The sequence below is a fragment of the Frigoribacterium sp. VKM Ac-1396 genome (assembly GCF_015350895.1).
Taxonomy (GTDB): Bacteria; Actinomycetota; Actinomycetes; order Actinomycetales; family Microbacteriaceae; genus Frigoribacterium.
Genome location: NZ_JADKSD010000002.1, coordinates 924967 through 942390, shown reverse-complemented (window position 1 = coordinate 942390; position 17424 = coordinate 924967). Strand labels below are relative to the sequence as shown.

The 17424-nt window shown below is 70.0% G+C and carries 14 protein-coding genes and 2 tRNA genes; 6 read left to right on the top strand and 10 right to left on the bottom strand.

Annotated elements, in window-relative coordinates; genetic code table 11:
- Positions 1 to 16 precede the first annotated feature (16 nt).
- Positions 17 to 1552 carry a glycine betaine/L-proline transporter ProP gene (gene proP / locus ITJ55_RS11485; protein WP_056262534.1) on the bottom strand — a complete coding sequence of 512 codons (1536 nt, stop codon included), beginning with the start codon at positions 1550 to 1552 and terminating at the stop codon, positions 17 to 19.
- A 256-nt stretch (positions 1553 to 1808) separates the two neighbouring features.
- Here proP and valS point away from each other — a divergent pair, with 256 nt between their 5' ends.
- Complete coding sequence (valS, locus tag ITJ55_RS11480) at positions 1809 to 4421, top strand: valine--tRNA ligase (protein ID WP_194595438.1); 2613 nt, start codon at positions 1809 to 1811, stop codon at positions 4419 to 4421.
- A complete protein-coding gene (locus ITJ55_RS11475) occupies positions 4421 to 4678 on the top strand; it encodes a hypothetical protein (protein WP_194595437.1) in 258 nt (85 codons plus the stop codon). Before valS ends, ITJ55_RS11475 begins: the two co-directional genes overlap by 1 nt.
- Positions 4679 to 4995: 317 nt before the next feature.
- Here ITJ55_RS11475 and ITJ55_RS11470 read toward each other — a convergent pair whose 3' ends face one another.
- Complete coding sequence (locus ITJ55_RS11470; protein WP_194595436.1) at positions 4996 to 5403, bottom strand: hypothetical protein; 408 nt, start codon at positions 5401 to 5403, stop codon at positions 4996 to 4998.
- 223 nt (positions 5404 to 5626) lie between these two features.
- Positions 5627 to 6445 carry a methyltransferase domain-containing protein gene (locus ITJ55_RS11465; RefSeq protein ID WP_194595435.1) on the bottom strand — a complete coding sequence of 273 codons (819 nt, stop codon included), beginning with the start codon at positions 6443 to 6445 and terminating at the stop codon, positions 5627 to 5629.
- A gap of 34 nt (positions 6446 to 6479) precedes the next feature.
- On the opposite strand from ITJ55_RS11465, the gene ITJ55_RS11460 reads away from it, so the two are divergent.
- Positions 6480 to 8507 (top strand): M3 family metallopeptidase, encoded by a 2028-nt coding sequence (locus ITJ55_RS11460; protein WP_194595434.1) that lies wholly within the window; start codon positions 6480 to 6482, stop codon positions 8505 to 8507.
- 245 nt (positions 8508 to 8752) lie between these two features.
- Here ITJ55_RS11460 and clpX read toward each other — a convergent pair whose 3' ends face one another.
- The 5 genes from clpX to ITJ55_RS11435 form a co-directional block, all read right to left on the bottom strand.
- Positions 8753 to 10033 carry an ATP-dependent Clp protease ATP-binding subunit ClpX gene (gene clpX / locus ITJ55_RS11455; protein WP_194595433.1) on the bottom strand — a complete coding sequence of 427 codons (1281 nt, stop codon included), beginning with the start codon at positions 10031 to 10033 and terminating at the stop codon, positions 8753 to 8755.
- Positions 10034 to 10239: 206 nt separating this feature from the next.
- On the bottom strand, positions 10240 to 10905 hold the full coding sequence (locus ITJ55_RS11450) for an ATP-dependent Clp protease proteolytic subunit (protein ID WP_056262509.1): 666 nt from the start codon (positions 10903 to 10905) through the stop codon (positions 10240 to 10242).
- Between the two features lie 40 nt (positions 10906 to 10945).
- Positions 10946 to 11533: an ATP-dependent Clp protease proteolytic subunit gene (locus ITJ55_RS11445; RefSeq protein ID WP_043597035.1), complete on the bottom strand. Its 588-nt coding sequence runs from the start codon at positions 11531 to 11533 to the stop codon at positions 10946 to 10948.
- A 216-nt stretch (positions 11534 to 11749) separates the two neighbouring features.
- Complete coding sequence (gene tig / locus ITJ55_RS11440; protein ID WP_194595432.1) at positions 11750 to 13075, bottom strand: trigger factor; 1326 nt, start codon at positions 13073 to 13075, stop codon at positions 11750 to 11752.
- 62 nt (positions 13076 to 13137) lie between these two features.
- Positions 13138 to 13210, bottom strand: a tRNA-Pro gene (locus ITJ55_RS11435).
- A 152-nt stretch (positions 13211 to 13362) separates the two neighbouring features.
- Between ITJ55_RS11435 and ITJ55_RS11430 the strand changes: the two genes are divergently transcribed.
- Positions 13363 to 13433, top strand: a tRNA-Gly gene (locus ITJ55_RS11430).
- Between the two features lie 181 nt (positions 13434 to 13614).
- Positions 13615 to 14400 (top strand): SGNH/GDSL hydrolase family protein, encoded by a 786-nt coding sequence (locus ITJ55_RS11425; RefSeq protein WP_194595431.1) that lies wholly within the window; start codon positions 13615 to 13617, stop codon positions 14398 to 14400.
- 90 nt (positions 14401 to 14490) lie between these two features.
- Here ITJ55_RS11425 and ITJ55_RS11420 read toward each other — a convergent pair whose 3' ends face one another.
- Both ITJ55_RS11420 and ITJ55_RS11415 read right to left on the bottom strand, forming a co-directional pair.
- Positions 14491 to 15159 carry a response regulator transcription factor gene (locus ITJ55_RS11420; RefSeq protein ID WP_056262493.1) on the bottom strand — a complete coding sequence of 223 codons (669 nt, stop codon included), beginning with the start codon at positions 15157 to 15159 and terminating at the stop codon, positions 14491 to 14493.
- A 28-nt stretch (positions 15160 to 15187) separates the two neighbouring features.
- Positions 15188 to 16714 (bottom strand): sensor histidine kinase, encoded by a 1527-nt coding sequence (locus ITJ55_RS11415; RefSeq protein WP_194595430.1) that lies wholly within the window; start codon positions 16712 to 16714, stop codon positions 15188 to 15190.
- 195 nt (positions 16715 to 16909) lie between these two features.
- On the opposite strand from ITJ55_RS11415, the gene ITJ55_RS11410 reads away from it, so the two are divergent.
- Positions 16910 to 17398, top strand: coding sequence for a Dps family protein (locus ITJ55_RS11410; RefSeq protein WP_056262489.1), 489 nt, complete (start codon positions 16910 to 16912; stop codon positions 17396 to 17398).
- The last annotated feature ends 26 nt before the right edge of the window (positions 17399 to 17424 follow it).

Sequence of the window (17424 nt, the reverse complement as noted above, 5' to 3'; positions counted from 1 at the left end):
CCGGAGCGCGAGCCGCTCAGCCGCGGCGGGCGGCGTCGGCCTCGGCGGCCTTCGGGTCGACGACGTCGATCAGCCCCGACTGGGCCCACTCGAGCCCCCAGTCCGACGTCGAGACCTCGCTCGACTCGTCGGCGTAGGCCTCGACCAGCTCGCGCGCCTCGTCGTCCGTGGCGACCGACGGGCCCGAGCCGAGCAGCGGCTCGTTCGCGGTCTCCTTCGTGAACCACACGGCGACCAGGCCGATCACGGCCGCGGCCATGAGGTAGAACGCCGGGATGTCGTGGGCCCACGAGAAGCCCCGTCCCTCGGCCCAGACGACGAGCGCCTCGGTCGCGAGCGGCGTGGTGCCGCCGAACAGCGAGACCGACACGTTGAACGCGATGGCCAGTGCGCCGTAGCGGATGATCGTCGGGAACAACGCGGGCAGCGTCGAGGGCATGGTCGAGGTGAACGTGACGAGGACGAGGCCGAGCACGAGCAGGCCGACGAAGACGAGCGGCGTGCTCTCGGACTGCACGAGCTTCAGCGCCGGCCACGACAGCACCAAGAAGCCGATGCAGCCGGCGAACAGCACCGGGCGACGGCCGAACCGGTCGCTCAGGCGTCCGCTGAAGGTGATGACGATCATCATCAGCACCATCACGACGATGACGAGCAGCAGGCCCGAGGTCGCACTGCGCCCGAGCGTGTTGGTCAGGTAGGTCGGCATGTACGACAGCAGCATGTAGTCGGTCACGTTGAAGACCAGCACGAGGCCGATGCACACGATCAGCGCGCGCCAGTTCTCGGCGAACAGCTTCACGAACGGCACCTTGACGTGCTCGCGGCCGGCCGCTTCTTCTTGCTGCTTCTGGAACGCGGGGGTCTCCTCGAGCTTCAGCCGCAGGTACAGGCCGATCAGGCCGAGCGGCCCGGCGATCAAGAACGGGATGCGCCAGCCCCAGGCGAGCAGCGCCTCCTCGCTCATGCCGAGCTGCAGGCCGGTCACCAGCGAGGCGCCGAGCACGTAACCGGCGAGCGTGCCGAACTCGAGCCACGAGCCCATGAAGCCGCGACGCTTGTCGGGCGAGTACTCGGCGATGAACGTGGCCGCGCCGCCGTACTCGCCGCCCGTCGAGAAGCCCTGCAGCAGGCGGGCGAGCAACAGCAGCACGGGCGCCCAGAGGCCGATCGTCGCGTACGACGGGATCAGGCCGATCGCCAGGGTGCCGGCGGCCATGAGGATCATGGTCAGCGCGAGCACCTTCTGCCGGCCGATGCGGTCGCCGAGCGGGCCGAAGAAGGCACCGCCGATCGGGCGGACGATGAACGCGGCGGTGAACGTGCCGAAGGTGAACAGGATGTTCAGCGCGTCGTTGCCCGGCGGGAAGAACACCTGGGCGATGGTCGTCGTGATGTAGGCGTAGACGCCGAAGTCGAACCACTCCATGGCGTTGCCGAGGGCGGCGGCGCTGACCGCGCGCTTGAGCAGGCCCTCCTCGACGACGGTGACGTCGTCGGTCGTGAGCTTCCGTCGGGCGGGCTTCGTGCTGTCGTGCTTCTTGGCTGACATCAGGTGAGGCCTCCAGGTCGTCGGGTGGTGGACGTCGACCCCAGCGTCGGCAAAAACCCGTCGAGCCTACCAGGGCTGCCATGTCAGTACCAGTTCAGCGACTGCATCGGTGCAGCGACCGCACCCTCCGGAGGCGCGGCGGCGGTTCCCGAGAGGGCGTCGCGAGGGTGCGTACACTGGTCGCAGTCCCACAACCAGGCACCTCCCCACCGACACGGTGCCGTCCACAGAACCGGAGAAGACCATGCCGTCAGCGATGCCCGAGAAGCCCGCCCTCGAAGGACTCGAGGCCCGTTGGGGTCAGGTCTGGGAGGGCGACGGCACCTACCGCTTCGACCGCACCGGCGCCAGCCGCGCCTCCGTGTTCTCGGTCGACACCCCGCCGCCGACGGCCTCGGGCAGCCTGCACATCGGCCACGTGTTCAGCTACACGCACACCGACGTCAAGGCCCGGTTCGAGCGCATGCGCGGCAAGCGCGTGTTCTACCCGATGGGCTGGGACGACAACGGCCTGCCCACCGAGCGTCGCGTCCAGAACTTCTACGGCGTGCGCTGCGACCCGTCGCTGCCCTACGACGCCGACTTCACGCCGCCCTTCGAGGGCGGCGACAACAAGTCGTCGAAGGCCGCCGACCAGGTGCCGATCTCGCGCCGCAACTTCATCGAGCTCTGCGAGCGCCTGACCGTCGAGGACGAGAAGCAGTTCGAGGACGTCTGGCGGAAGCTCGGCCTCTCGGTCGACTGGACGCAGAGCTACCGCACCATCGACGACGGGTCGCAGGCCATCGCCCAGAAGGCGTTCCTCCGCAACCTGGCGCGCGGTGAGGCCTACCAGGCCGACGCCCCCACTCTCTGGGACGTCACCTTCCGCACGGCCGTCGCCCAGGCCGAGCTCGAAGACAAAGAGATGCCCGGCGCGTACCACAAGCTCGCCTTCCACCGCACCGACGGCCAGGGCGACGTGCTGATCGACACCACGCGACCCGAGCTGCTGCCGGCCTGCGTGGCGCTCGTGGCGCACCCCGACGACGAGCGCTACCAGGCCCTGTTCGGCACGACCGTGCGCTCTCCCCTCTTCGACGTCGAGGTGCCCGTCGTGGCGCACCATCTCGCCCAGCCCAACAAGGGCTCGGGCATCGCGATGGTCTGCACCTTCGGCGACACCAACGACGTGGTCTGGTGGCGCGAACTGCAGCTGCCGAACCGTGCCGTGATCGGCTTCGACGGCCGCTTCGTCAGCGAGGCGCCCGAGGCGATCACGTCCGAGGCGGGTCGCGCCTCGTACGCGCAGCTGGCCGGCAAGACGGTGTTCAGCGCCAAGCAGTCGGTCGTCGAGCAGCTCACCGCCTCGGGCGAGCTGGTGGGCGAGATCCGCAAGATCTCGCACCCCGTCAAGTTCTTCGAGAAGGGCGACAAGCCGCTCGAGATCGTGTCGACCCGTCAGTGGTACGTCGTCAACGGCGCGCGCGACGAGAAGCTGCAGGCATCGTTGCTCGAGCGGGGCACCCAGGTGGCCTTCCACCCCGACTTCATGCGCGTGCGCTACGACAACTGGGTCAACGGGCTGAACGGCGACTGGCTGATCTCGCGCCAGCGCTTCTTCGGCGTGCCGATCCCGGTCTGGTACCCCCTCGACGGCGACGGCAACCCGGTCTTCGACCAGGTGATCGTGCCGACCGAGGCCGAGCTGCCGATCGACCCGGCGTCCGACACGGCGCCCGGCTACGACGAGTCGCAGCGCGGCGTGCCCGGCGGGTTCCAGGGCGAGGTCGACGTGATGGACACCTGGGCGACCTCGTCGCTCACGCCGCAGCTGGCGGGCGGGTGGGAGCGCGACCCCGAGCTCTTCGACCTCGTGTTCCCCTACGACGTCCGCCCCCAGGGGCAGGACATCATCCGCACCTGGCTGTTCTCGACCATGCTGCGGTCGCAGCTCGAGTCGGGCACCGTGCCGTGGAAGAACGCGTCGATCTCGGGCTTCATCGTCGACCCCGACCGCAAGAAGATGTCGAAGTCCAAGGGCAACGTCGTCACCCCGGCCGCCATGCTCGACGAGCACGGCTCGGACTCGGTGCGCTACTGGGCGGCCTCGAGCCGACTGGGTACCGACGCCGCCTTCGACCCGCAGAACCCGAAGCAGATCAAGATCGGCCGCCGTCTGGCGATCAAGGTGCTGAACGCGGCCAAGTTCGTGTACTCGTTCGAGCTGCCCTCGGGCGAGTTCGAGATCACCCAGCCGCTCGACCGCGACCTGCTCGCGTCGTTCGCCGCCGTGATCGAGACCGCGACCGAGGCCCTCGAGGGTTACGACCACGCCCGCGCGCTCGAGACGACCGAGAAGTTCTTCTGGGCCTTCTGCGACGACTACCTCGAACTCGTGAAGGAGCGCGCCTACGGGGCGACGACCCCGGCCGAGCAGGCCTCGGCCGTGCTCGCCCTGCGGACTGTCCTCGAGGGCCTGCTGCGCCTGCTCGCGCCGTACCTGCCCTTCGCGACCGAAGAGGTCTGGTCGTGGACCCACGACGACTCGGTGCACCGGGCAGCCTGGCCGACGGTCGACGAGCTCGGCCTCGCCGACGGTGAGCGCCCCTCGGGCCTCGTCGGGCTCGTGGGCCAGGCCCTGATCTTCGTGCGCCGGGCCAAGTCCGACGCGAAGGCCTCGCAGAAGACCCCGGTGGCCTCGGCCGTCATCTCGGGCCCGGCCGCGCAGCTCGAGCTCGTCAGGCTCGCGGCGGGTGACCTGGCCGCGGTCGGCAAGATCGCCGACCTGTCGTTCGCCGAGGGCGACGAGCTCGCGGTCGGCGACATCGTGTTCGCCGAGCAGCCGGCCGACGCCGCTGCCGCCCCTGCTCCGACGGCGGGTGCCTGATGCAGCTCGGCACGCGGTGGAGCGTGGGAGGCGCGGCTCCGGCCGAGCTGCCCGCTCCCGTCCTCGGGGCCGTCGCCCAGGTCGAGCGTGAGCTCGCCGACCAGGGCGTCGACGCGACGTCGTGGCGCTGGACGCTGACCTGGCTCGAGCACCGGCCCGTCGTCGAGCTCGACGACGGCACGGTCATCCGCGTCGACGCCGTCACCGGCGAGGCCCACGTCCACGAACCCGTCGACGCCGAGGGCGACGACGACTAGGGCCGACCACCTCTCGACGCCACGACGTGCCGTCCGCCTCGCCAGGCGGGCGGCACGTCGTGCATCCGCTCGACCCGTCGTCTGCGCCTCGGCGTCCGCCGACTACACCTCTGAGCGATCGACAGCGGCTGGGCGTGCCGAGCATTCTTGGGCGCCGGGCCTTCGACAGGCGGTGGCAACCATGCACAGCATGGCAGCACACTGAGCCACCGCCCAGCCCCAGGCCGAGTCACCGACCAGGGAATCTGAAAGAGCGTCGAAGGCATGAAGAACGCACACGAGAACAAGGAAGAAGATCAGCCATGGTCGGGTCATGGTCAACTCATCGAGTAGAACTGGTTCTCGAAGCTGGTCATGAAGATCGCACCCCCGACGGCACCGCACGCAGCCACAGCGGCTGCCCGAACCTTCCACTTGACCTGCTGGTAAGCAGCGTTTCGAACACCAGCGTGGTAAACGCGTTCGCCTGCTTCCCGACCCATCGCGCTGTAGCTGCCCCCTATGGCGATCACGGCGCCGATGATCGCCAGAATCGGCACAGCTTGTTGCTCCGAATCCTTCTCGCCGGGTGACGGGACAGAGGCAGCGCTGGTAGCAGCGATCGGTGTACCTGCATCGGGGGCGTGCAGTTCGACGGCCCTGGCCGTTCCAGCACTGCACAGAACACTGGACGTCGCGATGGTCATTGTCACCGCTGCGCTCGCAACACGTGTCGTTCTACTCATGGAAGGTCTCCTCTCCGAGAGCGACCGTCGCTCTCGTGGATTCAACCGTAGCCATCATGCGGGGTTTAAATATTACGCGTCAATTACGGTGTGCCGTAGACGACAGCCGAATGAACCTCAAGACACCGAACCGGCCGATGGGCTCGAGGTTTGCGCTTCCCCACCATCTCCTGTCGTCTGCGCCTCGGCGTCCGCCGACCCGCGGCGGACAGGTCGACGACGATCAGGCGCGGGCGAGCACTTCGCCGTGGGGCATGATCAGCCAGCCGTCGGGGGCGTCGCGCCAGGTGCGCCAGGCGTCGGCGATCGCATGCAGCTCGTCGTGGGTCGCGACGCCCTTCTCGATCGCGTCGGCGTGGAACGCCGACTCGGTCACCCGGGTCGCCCAGCTGTCTCCCCACCAGGTGCGGTCCTCGTCCGAGGCGAAGCACCACACGGAGGCGCTGCTCGCCACGTCGACGAAGCCCGCGTCGAGCGCCCACCCCTTGACGCGCCTCCCGGCGTCGGGCTCTCCTCCGTTGCCACGGTGCACCGCCTGGTAGACGTGCATCCACCGGTCGAGCCCCGGGTTCTCGGGGGCCCAGACGCAGCCGCGGTAGTCGACGTCGCGGACGGCGACGACTCCCCCGGGCCGGGTCACCCGGCGCATCTCGCGGAGGGCCGCCACCGGGTCGCCGACGTGCTGCAGCACCTGGTGTGCGTGCACGACGTCGAAGGCGTCGTCGTCGAAGGGCAACGCGAAGAGGTCGGCCGTCTCGAAGCGGACGTTGTGCAGGCCCGACGCGACCGCGAGCGACGTCGCCTGCTCGACGATGCCGGCGGCGGCGTCGATGCCGATCACCCGCCCCGGCGCCACGCGGCCGGCGATGTCGACGGTGATGGTGCCGGGGCCCGAGCCGACGTCGAGCACGCTCGTGCCGGGCACGAGGTGCGGCTCGAGGTACGCGGCCGAGTTCTCGACCGTCCGCCACGAGTGACTGCGCAGCACGCTCTCGTGGTGGCCGTGGGTGTACCGGGCGGGTGTCTCGGGGCGGTCGCTCATGTCGCGACCCTAGCGCGCCTCCTAGGGTGGGCTGATGACGAACCCGTTCCTCTCCCCCAGCACGCTGCCGTACTCGTTGCCGCCGTTCGCGAGCATCACCGACGACGACTACGGCCCCGCCTTCGAGGCCGGGTTCGCCGAGCAGCTGGCCGAGGTCGAACGGATCGCCACCGACCCGGCCGAGCCGACGTTCGAGAACACCGTCGCCGCCCTCGAGCGCAGCGGTGCCACGCTGACCCGGGTCGAGCACGTGTTCTTCAACAAGACCTCGTCCGACTCGACCGAGGCGACCGACGCCCTCGAGCTCGACCTCGCCCCGAGGCTGGCGGCCCACGCCGACGCCATCCGCCTCGACCCGCGCCTGTTCGCCCGGCTGCGCGCCGTCCACGACCGCCGTGACGACCTCGACCTGACCGCCGAGCAGCGCTACCTCGTCGAACGACTGGTCGACGAGGCGACCCGCTCGGGCGCCGCCCTCGGCGACGACGACAAAGGCCGCCTCCGCGAGCTGAACGGCAGGCTCTCGACCCTGACCACCCGCTTCGAGAAGAACCTGCTGGCCGACACGAACGACCTCGCCGTCGTGGTCGACGACGTCGCCGAGCTCGACGGCCTCGACGCCGGCGCGATCGACGCCACCGCCGAGGCCGCGCGCGAGCGAGGACTCGACGGCCGGTACGTCGTCACCCTCGTGCTGTTCAGCGGCCACCCCTACCTGGCGAGCCTGACGAACGAGGCGTTGCGCGAGCGCATCATGCAGGCCTCGCTCTCGCGCGGTCGCCGCGGTGGCGACCACGACAACCGCGACCTCGTGCTCGAGATCGCCCGCCTGCGGGCCGAGCGCGCCGAACTGCTCGGCTTCGCCTCGCACGCCGCCTACGTCACCGCGGGCGAGACCGCGGGCACCCCCGAGGCGGTGGCCGACCTGCTCGGCCGACTCGCGCCTCCGGCGGCCCGCAACGCCCGCGCCGAGCAGGCCGCGCTCGAGCGCGTCGCCGGCCGCCCGGTCCGCGCCTCGGACTGGGCCTTCTACGCCGAGCGCGTCCGCGCCGACGAGCACGACGTCGACACGGCGGCGATGAGGCCCTACTTCGAGGCGGAGCGCGTGCTGCGCGACGGCGTCTTCTTCGCGGCGGGCGCGCTCTACGGCCTGCGCTTCGCCGAGCGCCCCGACCTCGTGGCCTACCACCCCGAGGCCCGCGTCTTCGAGGTCACCGACGCGGACGGCGGCGAGGTGGGGCTGTACGTGCTCGACCTGTACACCCGCGACAGCAAGCGCGGCGGGGCCTGGATGAACCCGCTCGTCTCACAGTCGTCGCTGACCGGCCTGCCGACCGTCGTGGTCAACAACCTGAACGTGCCGAAGCCGCCGGCCGGTCGACCGACCCTGCTGACGCTCGACGAGGTCACCACGTTCTTCCACGAGTTCGGGCACGCCCTGCACGGGCTCGTCGCCCGGGTGACCTACCCGACGTTCTCGGGCACCAACGTCTTCCGCGACTTCGTGGAGTTCCCGAGCCAGGTGAACGAGATGTGGATGCTCTGGCCCGAGGTGCTGGCGAACTACGCCGTCCACCACGAGACCGGCGAGCGACTGCCGCAGCACCTCGTCGACGCCCTCCTCGCCTCGCAGGGCTTCAACCAGGGCTTCGAGACGAGCGAGTACCTCGCCGCGGCCCTGCTCGACCAGGCCTGGCACGCCCTGTCGTCGGCCGAGGCGGCAGCCGTCACCGACGTCGAGGCGTTCGAGCAGGAGGCGCTGGCCGCGGTGGGCCTCGACCTCGCGGCCGTCCCCACCCGCTACTCGAGCACGTACTTCGCCCACACCTTCGCCGGTGGCTACGACGCCGGCTACTACTCGTACATCTGGAGCGAGGTGCTCGACGCCGACACCGTCGAGTGGTTCGAGCAGAACGGCGGGCTCGGGCGCGAGAACGGCGACCGCTTCCGGTCGCGCCTGCTCGGCGTCGGCGGCTCGAAGGACCCCCTCGAGGCCTACCGCGACTTCCGCGGTCGCGACGCACGCGTCGAGCCCCTGCTCGCGCGTCGCGGGCTCGCCTGACGGCGGGCTGGCTGCGAGCTGCTGCTCGGGCTCGGGCTCGGGCTCGGCGCGCACAGCACCGCACCCCGTTTCGTGCGCGGCACCCGGACTAGTCGGGGTGCCGCGCACGAAACGCGGTGCGGTGGCGCCCGGCCCGCCGCTGCAGACATCCAGGCCCCGCACACCAGGGCCCGACCTCGGGACGGCCAACGCCCCCACTCGCGGAGCGGGGGCGTTCGTCGTGCCGTGCGGCCTGCCAGCCGGTGTCAGGCGGACTTCTCGGTGCGGTGCTCGACGAGGCGCGGGACGATGGTCGGTGCGGCGTTCTCGAGGACGGAGGCGCGGGTGACGACCACTCGCCCGACCGTGTCGTCGGAGGGCACGTCGAACATGATCGGCCCCAGGACCTCTTCGAGGATGGCGCGGAGACCGCGGGCACCGGTCTGGCGCAGGACCGCCAGGTCGGCGATCGCCTCGAGGGCACCCCGGTCGAACTCGAGCTCGACCCCGTCGATCTCGAACATGCGCTGGTACTGCCGCACGAGGGCGTTCTTCGGCTCGGTGAGGATCTGCATGAGCGCGGGCTGGTCGAGCTGCGTGACCGTGGTCACGACGGGCAGACGCCCGATGAACTCGGGGATGAGCCCGAACTTGTGCAGGTCTTCGGGCAGGACCTCGCTGAACAGCGCCGCCTCGTCTTCTTTGCTGTGCAGCGGGGCCCCGAAGCCGATGCCGCGCTTGCCCGCGCGGTTCGAGATGATGTCTTCGAGCCCGGCGAACGCACCGGCCACGATGAACAGCACGTTGGTCGTGTCGACCTGGATGAACTCTTGGTGGGGGTGCTTGCGACCGCCCTGCGGGGGCACCGAGGCGACCGTGCCCTCGAGGATCTTGAGCAGCGCCTGCTGGACGCCCTCGCCCGAGACGTCGCGGGTGATCGAGGGGTTCTCGGCCTTGCGTGCGATCTTGTCGATCTCGTCGATGTAGATGATGCCGGTCTCGGCCCGCTTGACGTCGTAGTCGGCGGCCTGGATGAGCTTCAGCAGGATGTTCTCGACGTCTTCGCCGACGTAGCCGGCCTCGGTGAGGGCCGTGGCGTCGGCCACGGCGAACGGCACGTTGAGTCGCTTGGCCAGGGTCTGGGCGAGGTAGGTCTTGCCGCAGCCCGTGGGGCCGATCAGCAGGATGTTCGACTTCGAGATCTCGACCTCGTCGGCCAGCGACTCGGCGGCCGTGAGGGTCGACGCGGCACGGATGCGCTTGTAGTGGTTGTAGACGGCCACCGACAGGGCGCGCTTCGCCGCGTCTTGACCGATCACGTACTCTTCGAGGAACGAGTAGATCTCGCGCGGCTTGGGCAGGTCGAACTCGCTCGTGGGCTCGTCACCCGCCTCGGCGAGGCGCTCTTCGATGATCTCGTTGCAGAGCTCGACGCACTCGTCGCAGATGTAGACGCCGGGGCCGGCGATCAACTGCTGGACCTGCTTCTGGCTCTTGCCGCAGAACGAGCATTTGAGCAGATCGGCACTCTCACCTATGCGCGCCATGCTCGGCCTCCCTGATTGGCTGAGGTCATCGACCGGGACCGGTCGTCGTGTTCACCGAGCCTAACCCGATCCGCCGACACCCACGGACCGACCCGGGTGGTTCGCGCACATCCACCCGCACCGTCGCCGGGCGACGGCAGCGACGACGGGCGCGGCACGACGAAGACCCCGGACGGATGCCCGGGGCCTTCGAGGTCACGCGGTGGTCAGCGCGTGAGTGCGGCCGGCTGGTTCTTGCGCGAACCGAGGACCTGGTCGACCAGGCCGTACTCGAGGGCCTCTTGCGCACCGAGGATGTTGTCACGCTCGATGTCGCGGTTGACCTGCTCGGGCGTCTTGTTCGAGTGCTTCGACAGCGTCTCTTCGAGCCAGGTGCGCATGCGGAGCACCTCGGCGGCCTGGATCTCGATGTCGGACGCCTGGCCGCCGCTGCTGCCACCGGTCGCGGGCTGGTGGATCAGCACGCGGGCGTTGGGCAGGGCGAGGCGCTTGCCCGGCTGCCCGGCGGCGAGCAGCACGGCCGCGGCGGACGCCGCCTGGCCGAGGCAGACCGTCTGGATCTCGGGGCGGATGTACTGCATCGTGTCGTAGATGGCCGTCATGGCCGTGAACGAGCCACCGGGCGAGTTGATGTAGAGCGTGATGTCGCGGTCGGGGTCCATGCTCTCGAGCACGAGCAGCTGGGCCATGATGTCGTCCGCCGAGGCGTCGTCGACCTGCACGCCGAGGAAGACGATGCGGTCTTCGAACAGCTTGGCGTAAGGGTCTTGACGCTTGTAGCCGTAGGCCGTGCGCTCTTCGAAGCTGGGCAGGATGTACCGGGAGTCGGGGGTCTGCACTCGACCCGCGCCACCCATCATCGGGAGTTCCATGAGTTCTTCTCTTTCTCGTTCTGACGAAGGGGCGGAAGGCCTAGGCCTGGTCGGTGCCGGCACCGCCGACGACGTCGGTCGCCGACCCGCGGATGTGGTCGACGAAGCCGTACTCGAGCGCCTCTTCTGCGGTGAACCAGCGGTCGCGGTCGCCGTCCTCGTTGATCTGCTCGACGGTCTTGCCCGTCTGCGCCGCGGTGATCTCGGCCAGTCGACGCTTCATCGACAGGATGAGCTGCGCCTGCGTCTGGATGTCGGACGACGTGCCACCGAAGCCACCGTGCGGCTGGTGGAGCAGCACGCGAGCGTTGGGCGTGATGTAGCGCTTGCCCTTGGTGCCGGCGGTCAGCAGCAGCTGACCCATCGAGGCGGCCATGCCGATGCCGACGGTGACGATGTCGTTCGGCACGAACTCCATCGCGTCGTAGATGGCCATGCCGGCCGTGATCGACCCGCCGGGCGAGTTGATGTAGAGGTAGATGTCTTTCTCGCTGTCTTCCGCAGCGAGCAGCAGCAGTTTCGCGGCGATCTCGTTGGCGTTCTCGTCGCGGACCTCAGAGCCGAGCCAGATGATCCGGTCTTTGAGCAGTCGGTCAAAAACACTGTTGGGCAGTGTCACGTCGGCCATGGTGGAGCTCCCATTCGTTGTCGCTTGTCGTCGAATCTATCGGAGCCGACGCGCGGGTTCCGGGCTGTTCGCCCACGGCAGATACCGCGCCTCCCGTGCCCGGACGGGGCTCGCCCGACAGCCAGGGAGGCGCGGCGCAACAGACGACGGAGGGCCGGGTGCGCACTCGCACCCGGCCCTCTCGACGTGACGGGTCAGCCGACCCGACCCCGTCGACTACGCGTGGTCGTGACCCTCGTGGTCGTCGTCGTCGCCACCGACGCCCGCGGTCGCGGTGAAGGCGGAGAGGTCGACCGAGTCGCCCTTGCCGTCGACGACCTTCGCCTTGCTGAGCACGACCGCGAGGGCCTTGCTGCGGGCGACCTCACCGACCATGGCGGGGATCTGGCCGTTCTGGTCGAGGACCTTGATGAACTCGCCGGGCTCCATGCCGTACTGGGCGGCACCCTGGATGAGGTACTGCGTCAGTTCGTCCTGCTCGACCTTGACGGCCTCTTTCTCGGCGATCGCGTCGAGGAGGATCTGGTTGCGGAAGGCCTTCTCGCTGCTCTCCGTCACCTCGGCCCGGTGCTCGTCGTCCTCGAGGCGGTTCTCCTGCTCGAGGTGACGGTGCACCTCGTCCTCGACGAGCTTCTCGGGGACGGGGATCTCGACGGCCTCGAGCAGCTTCTCGACGACCTGGTCGCGCGCCTGGGCACCCTGACCGAAGGTCTTGGACTTGGCGAGCTGCTCTTTCAGGTCGCCCTTGAGCTCGTCGATCGTGTCGAACTGGCTGGCGATCTGGGCGAAGTCGTCGTCGGCCTCGGGCAGCTCACGCTCTTTCACCGCGGTGACGTCAACGGCGATCTGGGCGGTCTCACCCTCGCGGTCGCCGCCGAGCAGCTTCGACTCGAACGTGGTGCTCTCACCGGCGGTCAGCGACTCGAGCGCCTCGTCGATGCCCTCGATCAGCTCGCCCGAGCCGAGCTCGTACGAGATGCCCTTGGCCGTGTCGACGACGTCGTCGCCGATCGTGGCGGTGAGGTCGATCTGCGCGAAGTCGCCCGAGGTGGCGGGGCGGTCGACGGTGACCAGGGTGCCGAAGCGGGTGCGGAGGTTGGTGAGCTCTTCGGCGATCTCGTCGTCGGTGATCTCGACCGTGTCGACCGTCAGCTCGAGGCCGTCGTAGTCGGGCAGGTCGAAGTCGGGACGCACGTCGACCTCGACGGCGATCTTGAGGTCGCCCGAGAAGTCCTTGACGTTCGGCCACTCGACGACGTCGGCCTCGGGACGGCCGAGGACGCGGATCTCGGTCTCGGTCACGGCCTCGCGGTAGAACTTGTCGAGGCTCTCGCTGACGGCGTGGTTCAACACCTCTTCACGACCGACGCGCTGGTCGATGATGGGCGGCGGCACCTTGCCCTTGCGGAACCCGGGGATGTTGACCGACTCGGCGATGTGACCGTAGGCGTGCGTGACGCTGGGCTTGAGCTCGTCGGGGGTCACGACGATGTTGAGCTTGACGCGCGTGGGGCTGAGCTTCTCAACCGTGGTCTGGACCAATGTGGGGCTTCTCCTGTGTTGGTGGCGCTGATCTCACATCCGAGACAGCAGGTAGACGATCGTCGGGGCGACAGGACTCGAACCTGCGATCTTCCGCCCCCAAAACGGACGCGCTAGCCACTACGCTACGCCCCGTGATTCAGCCTGGAACCGGCCGACACACGTGAGCCCCGTTGAGGTCGGGTGCGTGAAGGCCGCGTCGAGTCTAGCCGACGCCGACGGCCCGTGACTGAGCGGAGTCGTCGGATGCCTTATGCTGGTCTCACCCGCGCGGCTCGGCCGCTCACGGGGATGTAGCTCAATGGTAGAGCCTCAGTCTTCCAAACTGATCACGCGGGTTCGATTCCCGTCATCCCCTCGTACTGGTTCGACGCCTCCGGCGTCCGGCGCAGGGGCGCCGTGAATGAATCTCCTCCGCCAGTTGCACGCGGGTCCGGCGCCGGGGTTGCGCAGGTCACTCGGCGGGTGGGCGGGTGGTTCGTCGAGAACTCGTGCTGAGGGATGATTTCTCTCGACGCGGCGTGGCCCAAGATGACGGTATGAAACGCGCGACGTTCGCACGGGTCGCGCTGACGGGCGCGGTCGTGACCACCCTCGCGGCCGGGTGCGCCGCCCCCACGCTCCACGCGACCAGCGCCTCCGGGTCCGGGTCCGCCTCCGGGTCGACCGTGGCCCAGGCGGCCGCGGCACCCGGCCAGGCCGTGCCGTCCGGCTCGGGCGGCGTGCGCGTCGCCGTCGTCGGCGACTCGCTCACCGCCGGGGGCGGCCGCCTGCTGAGCGACGGGCTGACCGCCGACACCTGGATGACCTACGCCCAGGGCGACGGCGTCGACTACGTCGGGGGCTACGCCAAGGGCGGGTCCACCGTGCAAGAGCAGGCCGCCGCGGTCCGCCCCGTCGCCGACGTCGACGTCCTCGTGCTGATGTCGGGCACGAACGACGTGCGGCTCGGGCTGAGCTTCGCCGAGTCCGCCGCGTCGTACGACGCCATCGTCGACACGATCCGGCCGAAGCACGTCGTCGTCGCGGCCATCCCTCCGTACGATCGCGACCCGGCCGCCGCCGCCCGGTACGAGGCCGAACTCGAGCGCCACGTGGTCGACGAGGGGTGGACCTTCACCGACCCGTGGGGCTTCGCCCGGGCCGGCGAGCTCTACGCGCCCGGCACGAGCCTCGACGGCATCCACCCGACGACGGCCGGCTACGAGACCATCGGCCACGAACTCCGCGACGTCGTCCTCGACGTGGCCGGCAGCCGGGCCGGCGCGCCGCAGGCCGACTCCCCCGCCGATTCGGACGCCGACGGCTCGCACGCCGGCAGTTGACGCCGAGGAGGCGCGAGCCGGGCCACCGGACGGCCCCCGTGATCGACGCGGTGCCGCCGGCACGGAGGCGAGGGGCCCCCTTCGACGGGCTCAGCGCTGCAGGAACGCCAGGACGGCCAACACCCGGCGGTGGTCGCTGCCGCTGTCCTCGAGCAACAGCTTCTGGAAGATCGAGGTCACGTTCTTCTCGACCGCCCCGGTGCCGATCACCAGTTCGGCCGCGATCGCGGCGTTCGTCCGGCCCTCGGCCATGAGCGTCAGCACCTCGCGCTCGCGCGGCGTCAGGGCCGCGAGGGGATCGCTGCGCCGACCGAGCAGCTGCGACACGACCTGCGGGTCGAGCACCGTGCCACCGTCGGACACCCGCCCGAGGGCGTCTCGGAACTCGTCGAACGAGGCGATGCGGTCTTTCAAGAGGTAGCCGACCCCACCCGAACCGGCCTCGAGCAGGTCACGCGCGTAGGCCACCTCGACGTACTGCGACAGCAGCAGGATGCCGAGGTCGGGCCGACGACGACGGGCCTCGATCGCGGCCCGGACGCCCTCGTCGGTGTGGGTCGGGGGCATGCGGACGTCGAGGACGGCGATGTCGGGACGCACCTCGTCGAGGTCGGCCAGCAGCGAGTCGGCGTCGCCGTAGGCCCCGACGACCTCGACGCCGATCTCGTCGAGCAGGCGGACGAGCCCCTCCCTCAGCAGCACCGAGTCGTCGGCGACGACGACGCGGAGGGGCTGACGGGAGGGGCTCTCGAGACTCACCCGACCAGACTAGGGGCGGGCTCGCCTCCTACGGGCGGGCGGGCGGACCCGAGGGCGGGTCGAGCGGCCCGGCCGGGGGCCCGGTGGGCGGGTCGAGCGGGCCGTCGGGCACCGGCTCGGTGGCGGCCGTCGTCGAGAACGGCGGCAACGGCTCGGTCGGCAGGGGCAGCGTGGCGTTGCCGGGCAGGTCGACCGCCATCGGGATGCTCACCGTGACGATGGTGGGTCCGCCCTGGGGGCTGCTGATGTCGAGGAACCCGCCGAGCCCCACGAGGCGCTCCTGGACGCCGGCGAGACCGTGACCGTCGCGCAGCCCCGCCCCGCCCCGCCCGTCGTCGGTGACGACGAGCTCGAGCAGGGTGCCGATGCCGTCCGGCGCCTGACGGGTGCGCAGCACGAGGTCGGCACTCGACGCCTGGGCGTGCTTGCCGGTGTTCGTCACCAGCTCGGACGCGATGAAGTAGGCGTTGCGTTCGATGTCGCTCGGCACGACGACGTGCGCGGGCACCCGGTTGAGCAAGGTCGTCGGCACGACGGAGCGGTCGACGAGCGACTCGAGGGCCGCGACGAGGCCGCGGTCCAACAGCAGAGGAGGCGCGAAACCGCGGGACAGGGCGCGCAGCTCCTCGAGGGCTTCGCGCGACTGGACCCGCGCCTCCTCGATGAGGGACCTGCTCTTCTCGGGGTCGGTGTCGACGGCGCGGGAGGCCGCGGCGAGGTCCATCTGGAGGCGCACCAGGCGCTGCTGAGGCCCGTCGTGGATGTCGCGCTCGAGCCGGCGCAACGCCGTGCCCTCGGCCGACAGGGCGGCCGTGCGCGAGATCTCACGGTCGGCGAGCTCGACCTCGAGCTGCTCGCTGCGGAACCCGCCGAGCATGGCGGCGGCGATCGCCTGGTGCATGACGACGGCGGCGTGTACGACGTACGGGTAGAGCAGGACGACGCCGGCGAAGAGCGCCAGGGCGATGAGCGTCAGGGCCACTCCGGCCCCGTTGCCGACGAACGAGACCCAGTCGCCGGGCTGGATCGACGGCACGACGCCGAAGACGAGCGATGCACCGACGACGAACACCAGCGGGCCGGCCAGCAGCGAGACCAGGACGAAGGTGCTGAACCCCGCCACGATCGGGAAGACCACGACGCCGTAGAGCAGGTAGAGCCAGTAGTGCGGGTTGGCGAACACCGAGACGGCGCGCACGAAGCGGTTCGTCGACCGCCCCCAGGCGGTGTTCGGCGTCCAGTCGACCGGTCGGATCGGCCGGTCGCTGGCCCACCGCAGACGCAGCACCTCGAAGGTGCCGAACCAGCGGGCGACCCACAGGGCGCCGAACACGACGACGGCGAGGAACACGAGGGTCCCGAGCGAGTCGCTCGACCCGTTGACCGCGTGCAGGAACAGCGAGGCCGCCGCCGAGACGATGACGACGAGGACGGCCGAGAGGGCGACGTACCCGAGCTCGCGCGGCAGCTCGCGCCAGCGTCGTCGGTAGCCGCCGGGAGGACTCGGCGGGGAGAGGTAGGGGTTCGCGGCGCTGATGGGGGTCTCCTGGATCATGCTTCGAGCCTGGTCGACCCGACGCGTCGACCCCATGGTGCCAGCGCCCGGAACGTCGGTGGGGTTATCCCCCCACCGGGCCCGCCGAGGCGAGGGATGAGGCGAGCCTGCCCTTGGTGAGCCGAGCCTCAGCTTGCTTGCGGAATCTTGTCAGACGTCTAGCGTTGCCTCCATCGTCTAGGAAAGGACCACGTCATGACCGACATCACCCGCACCGTCCCCCAGGGTTCCGTCGACCCCGACGTCGCCGCCGGCGTCGCCCAGTTCCTCAGCCAGATCGTCACCGACATGACGGCGCTGTCGGTCAACGGCAAGCAGGCCCACTGGCACGTGCGCGGCATCGCGTTCGTCGCCGTCCACGAACTCATCGACGTGGTCGTCGACCACGCCCGCGAATGGGCCGACCTCGCCGCCGAGCGCGTCGTCGCCCTCGGCCTGCCGGTCGACGGCCGCATCGAGTCCGTCGCCGCGAAGACCGTCATCCCCCCGACCTCGCCCGGCTTCAACCAGATCGACGTCACCATCGCCGAGCTGGTCGCCCAGATCGACGCCTCGCTCGTCGCCGTCCGCGAGGCGATCGACGAGCTCGGCGAGCTCGACGCCTCGAGCCAGGACGTCGCGATCGAGATCTCGCGCGGCCTCGAGAAGGACCGCTGGTTCCTCGCCGCGCACGTCGCCGGCTGAGCCGGCCCGCCAGCTGAGCACCCTCG

What these genes read in the sequence shown, in the direction of transcription:
- ITJ55_RS11450 (WP_056262509.1), bottom strand. Translation starts at nt 10,905, where the DNA reads ATGGAACTCCCGATGATGGGTGGCGCGGGTCGAGTGCAGACCCCCGAC.
- ITJ55_RS11445 (WP_043597035.1), bottom strand. Translation starts at nt 11,533, where the DNA reads ATGGCCGACGTGACACTGCCCAACAGTGTTTTTGACCGACTGCTCAAA.
- ITJ55_RS11410 (WP_056262489.1), top strand. Translation starts at nt 16,910, where the DNA reads ATGACCGACATCACCCGCACCGTCCCCCAGGGTTCCGTCGACCCCGAC.
- ITJ55_RS11470 (WP_194595436.1), bottom strand. Translation starts at nt 5,403, where the DNA reads ATGAGTAGAACGACACGTGTTGCGAGCGCAGCGGTGACAATGACCATC.
- ITJ55_RS11460 (WP_194595434.1), top strand. Translation starts at nt 6,480, where the DNA reads ATGACGAACCCGTTCCTCTCCCCCAGCACGCTGCCGTACTCGTTGCCG.
- ITJ55_RS11425 (WP_194595431.1), top strand. Translation starts at nt 13,615, where the DNA reads ATGAAACGCGCGACGTTCGCACGGGTCGCGCTGACGGGCGCGGTCGTG.
- ITJ55_RS11465 (WP_194595435.1), bottom strand. Translation starts at nt 6,445, where the DNA reads ATGAGCGACCGCCCCGAGACACCCGCCCGGTACACCCACGGCCACCAC.
- clpX (WP_194595433.1), bottom strand. Translation starts at nt 10,033, where the DNA reads ATGGCGCGCATAGGTGAGAGTGCCGATCTGCTCAAATGCTCGTTCTGC.
- ITJ55_RS11415 (WP_194595430.1), bottom strand. Translation starts at nt 16,714, where the DNA reads ATGATCCAGGAGACCCCCATCAGCGCCGCGAACCCCTACCTCTCCCCG.
- proP (WP_056262534.1), bottom strand. Translation starts at nt 1,552, where the DNA reads ATGTCAGCCAAGAAGCACGACAGCACGAAGCCCGCCCGACGGAAGCTC.
- ITJ55_RS11475 (WP_194595437.1), top strand. Translation starts at nt 4,421, where the DNA reads ATGCAGCTCGGCACGCGGTGGAGCGTGGGAGGCGCGGCTCCGGCCGAG.
- valS (WP_194595438.1), top strand. Translation starts at nt 1,809, where the DNA reads ATGCCCGAGAAGCCCGCCCTCGAAGGACTCGAGGCCCGTTGGGGTCAG.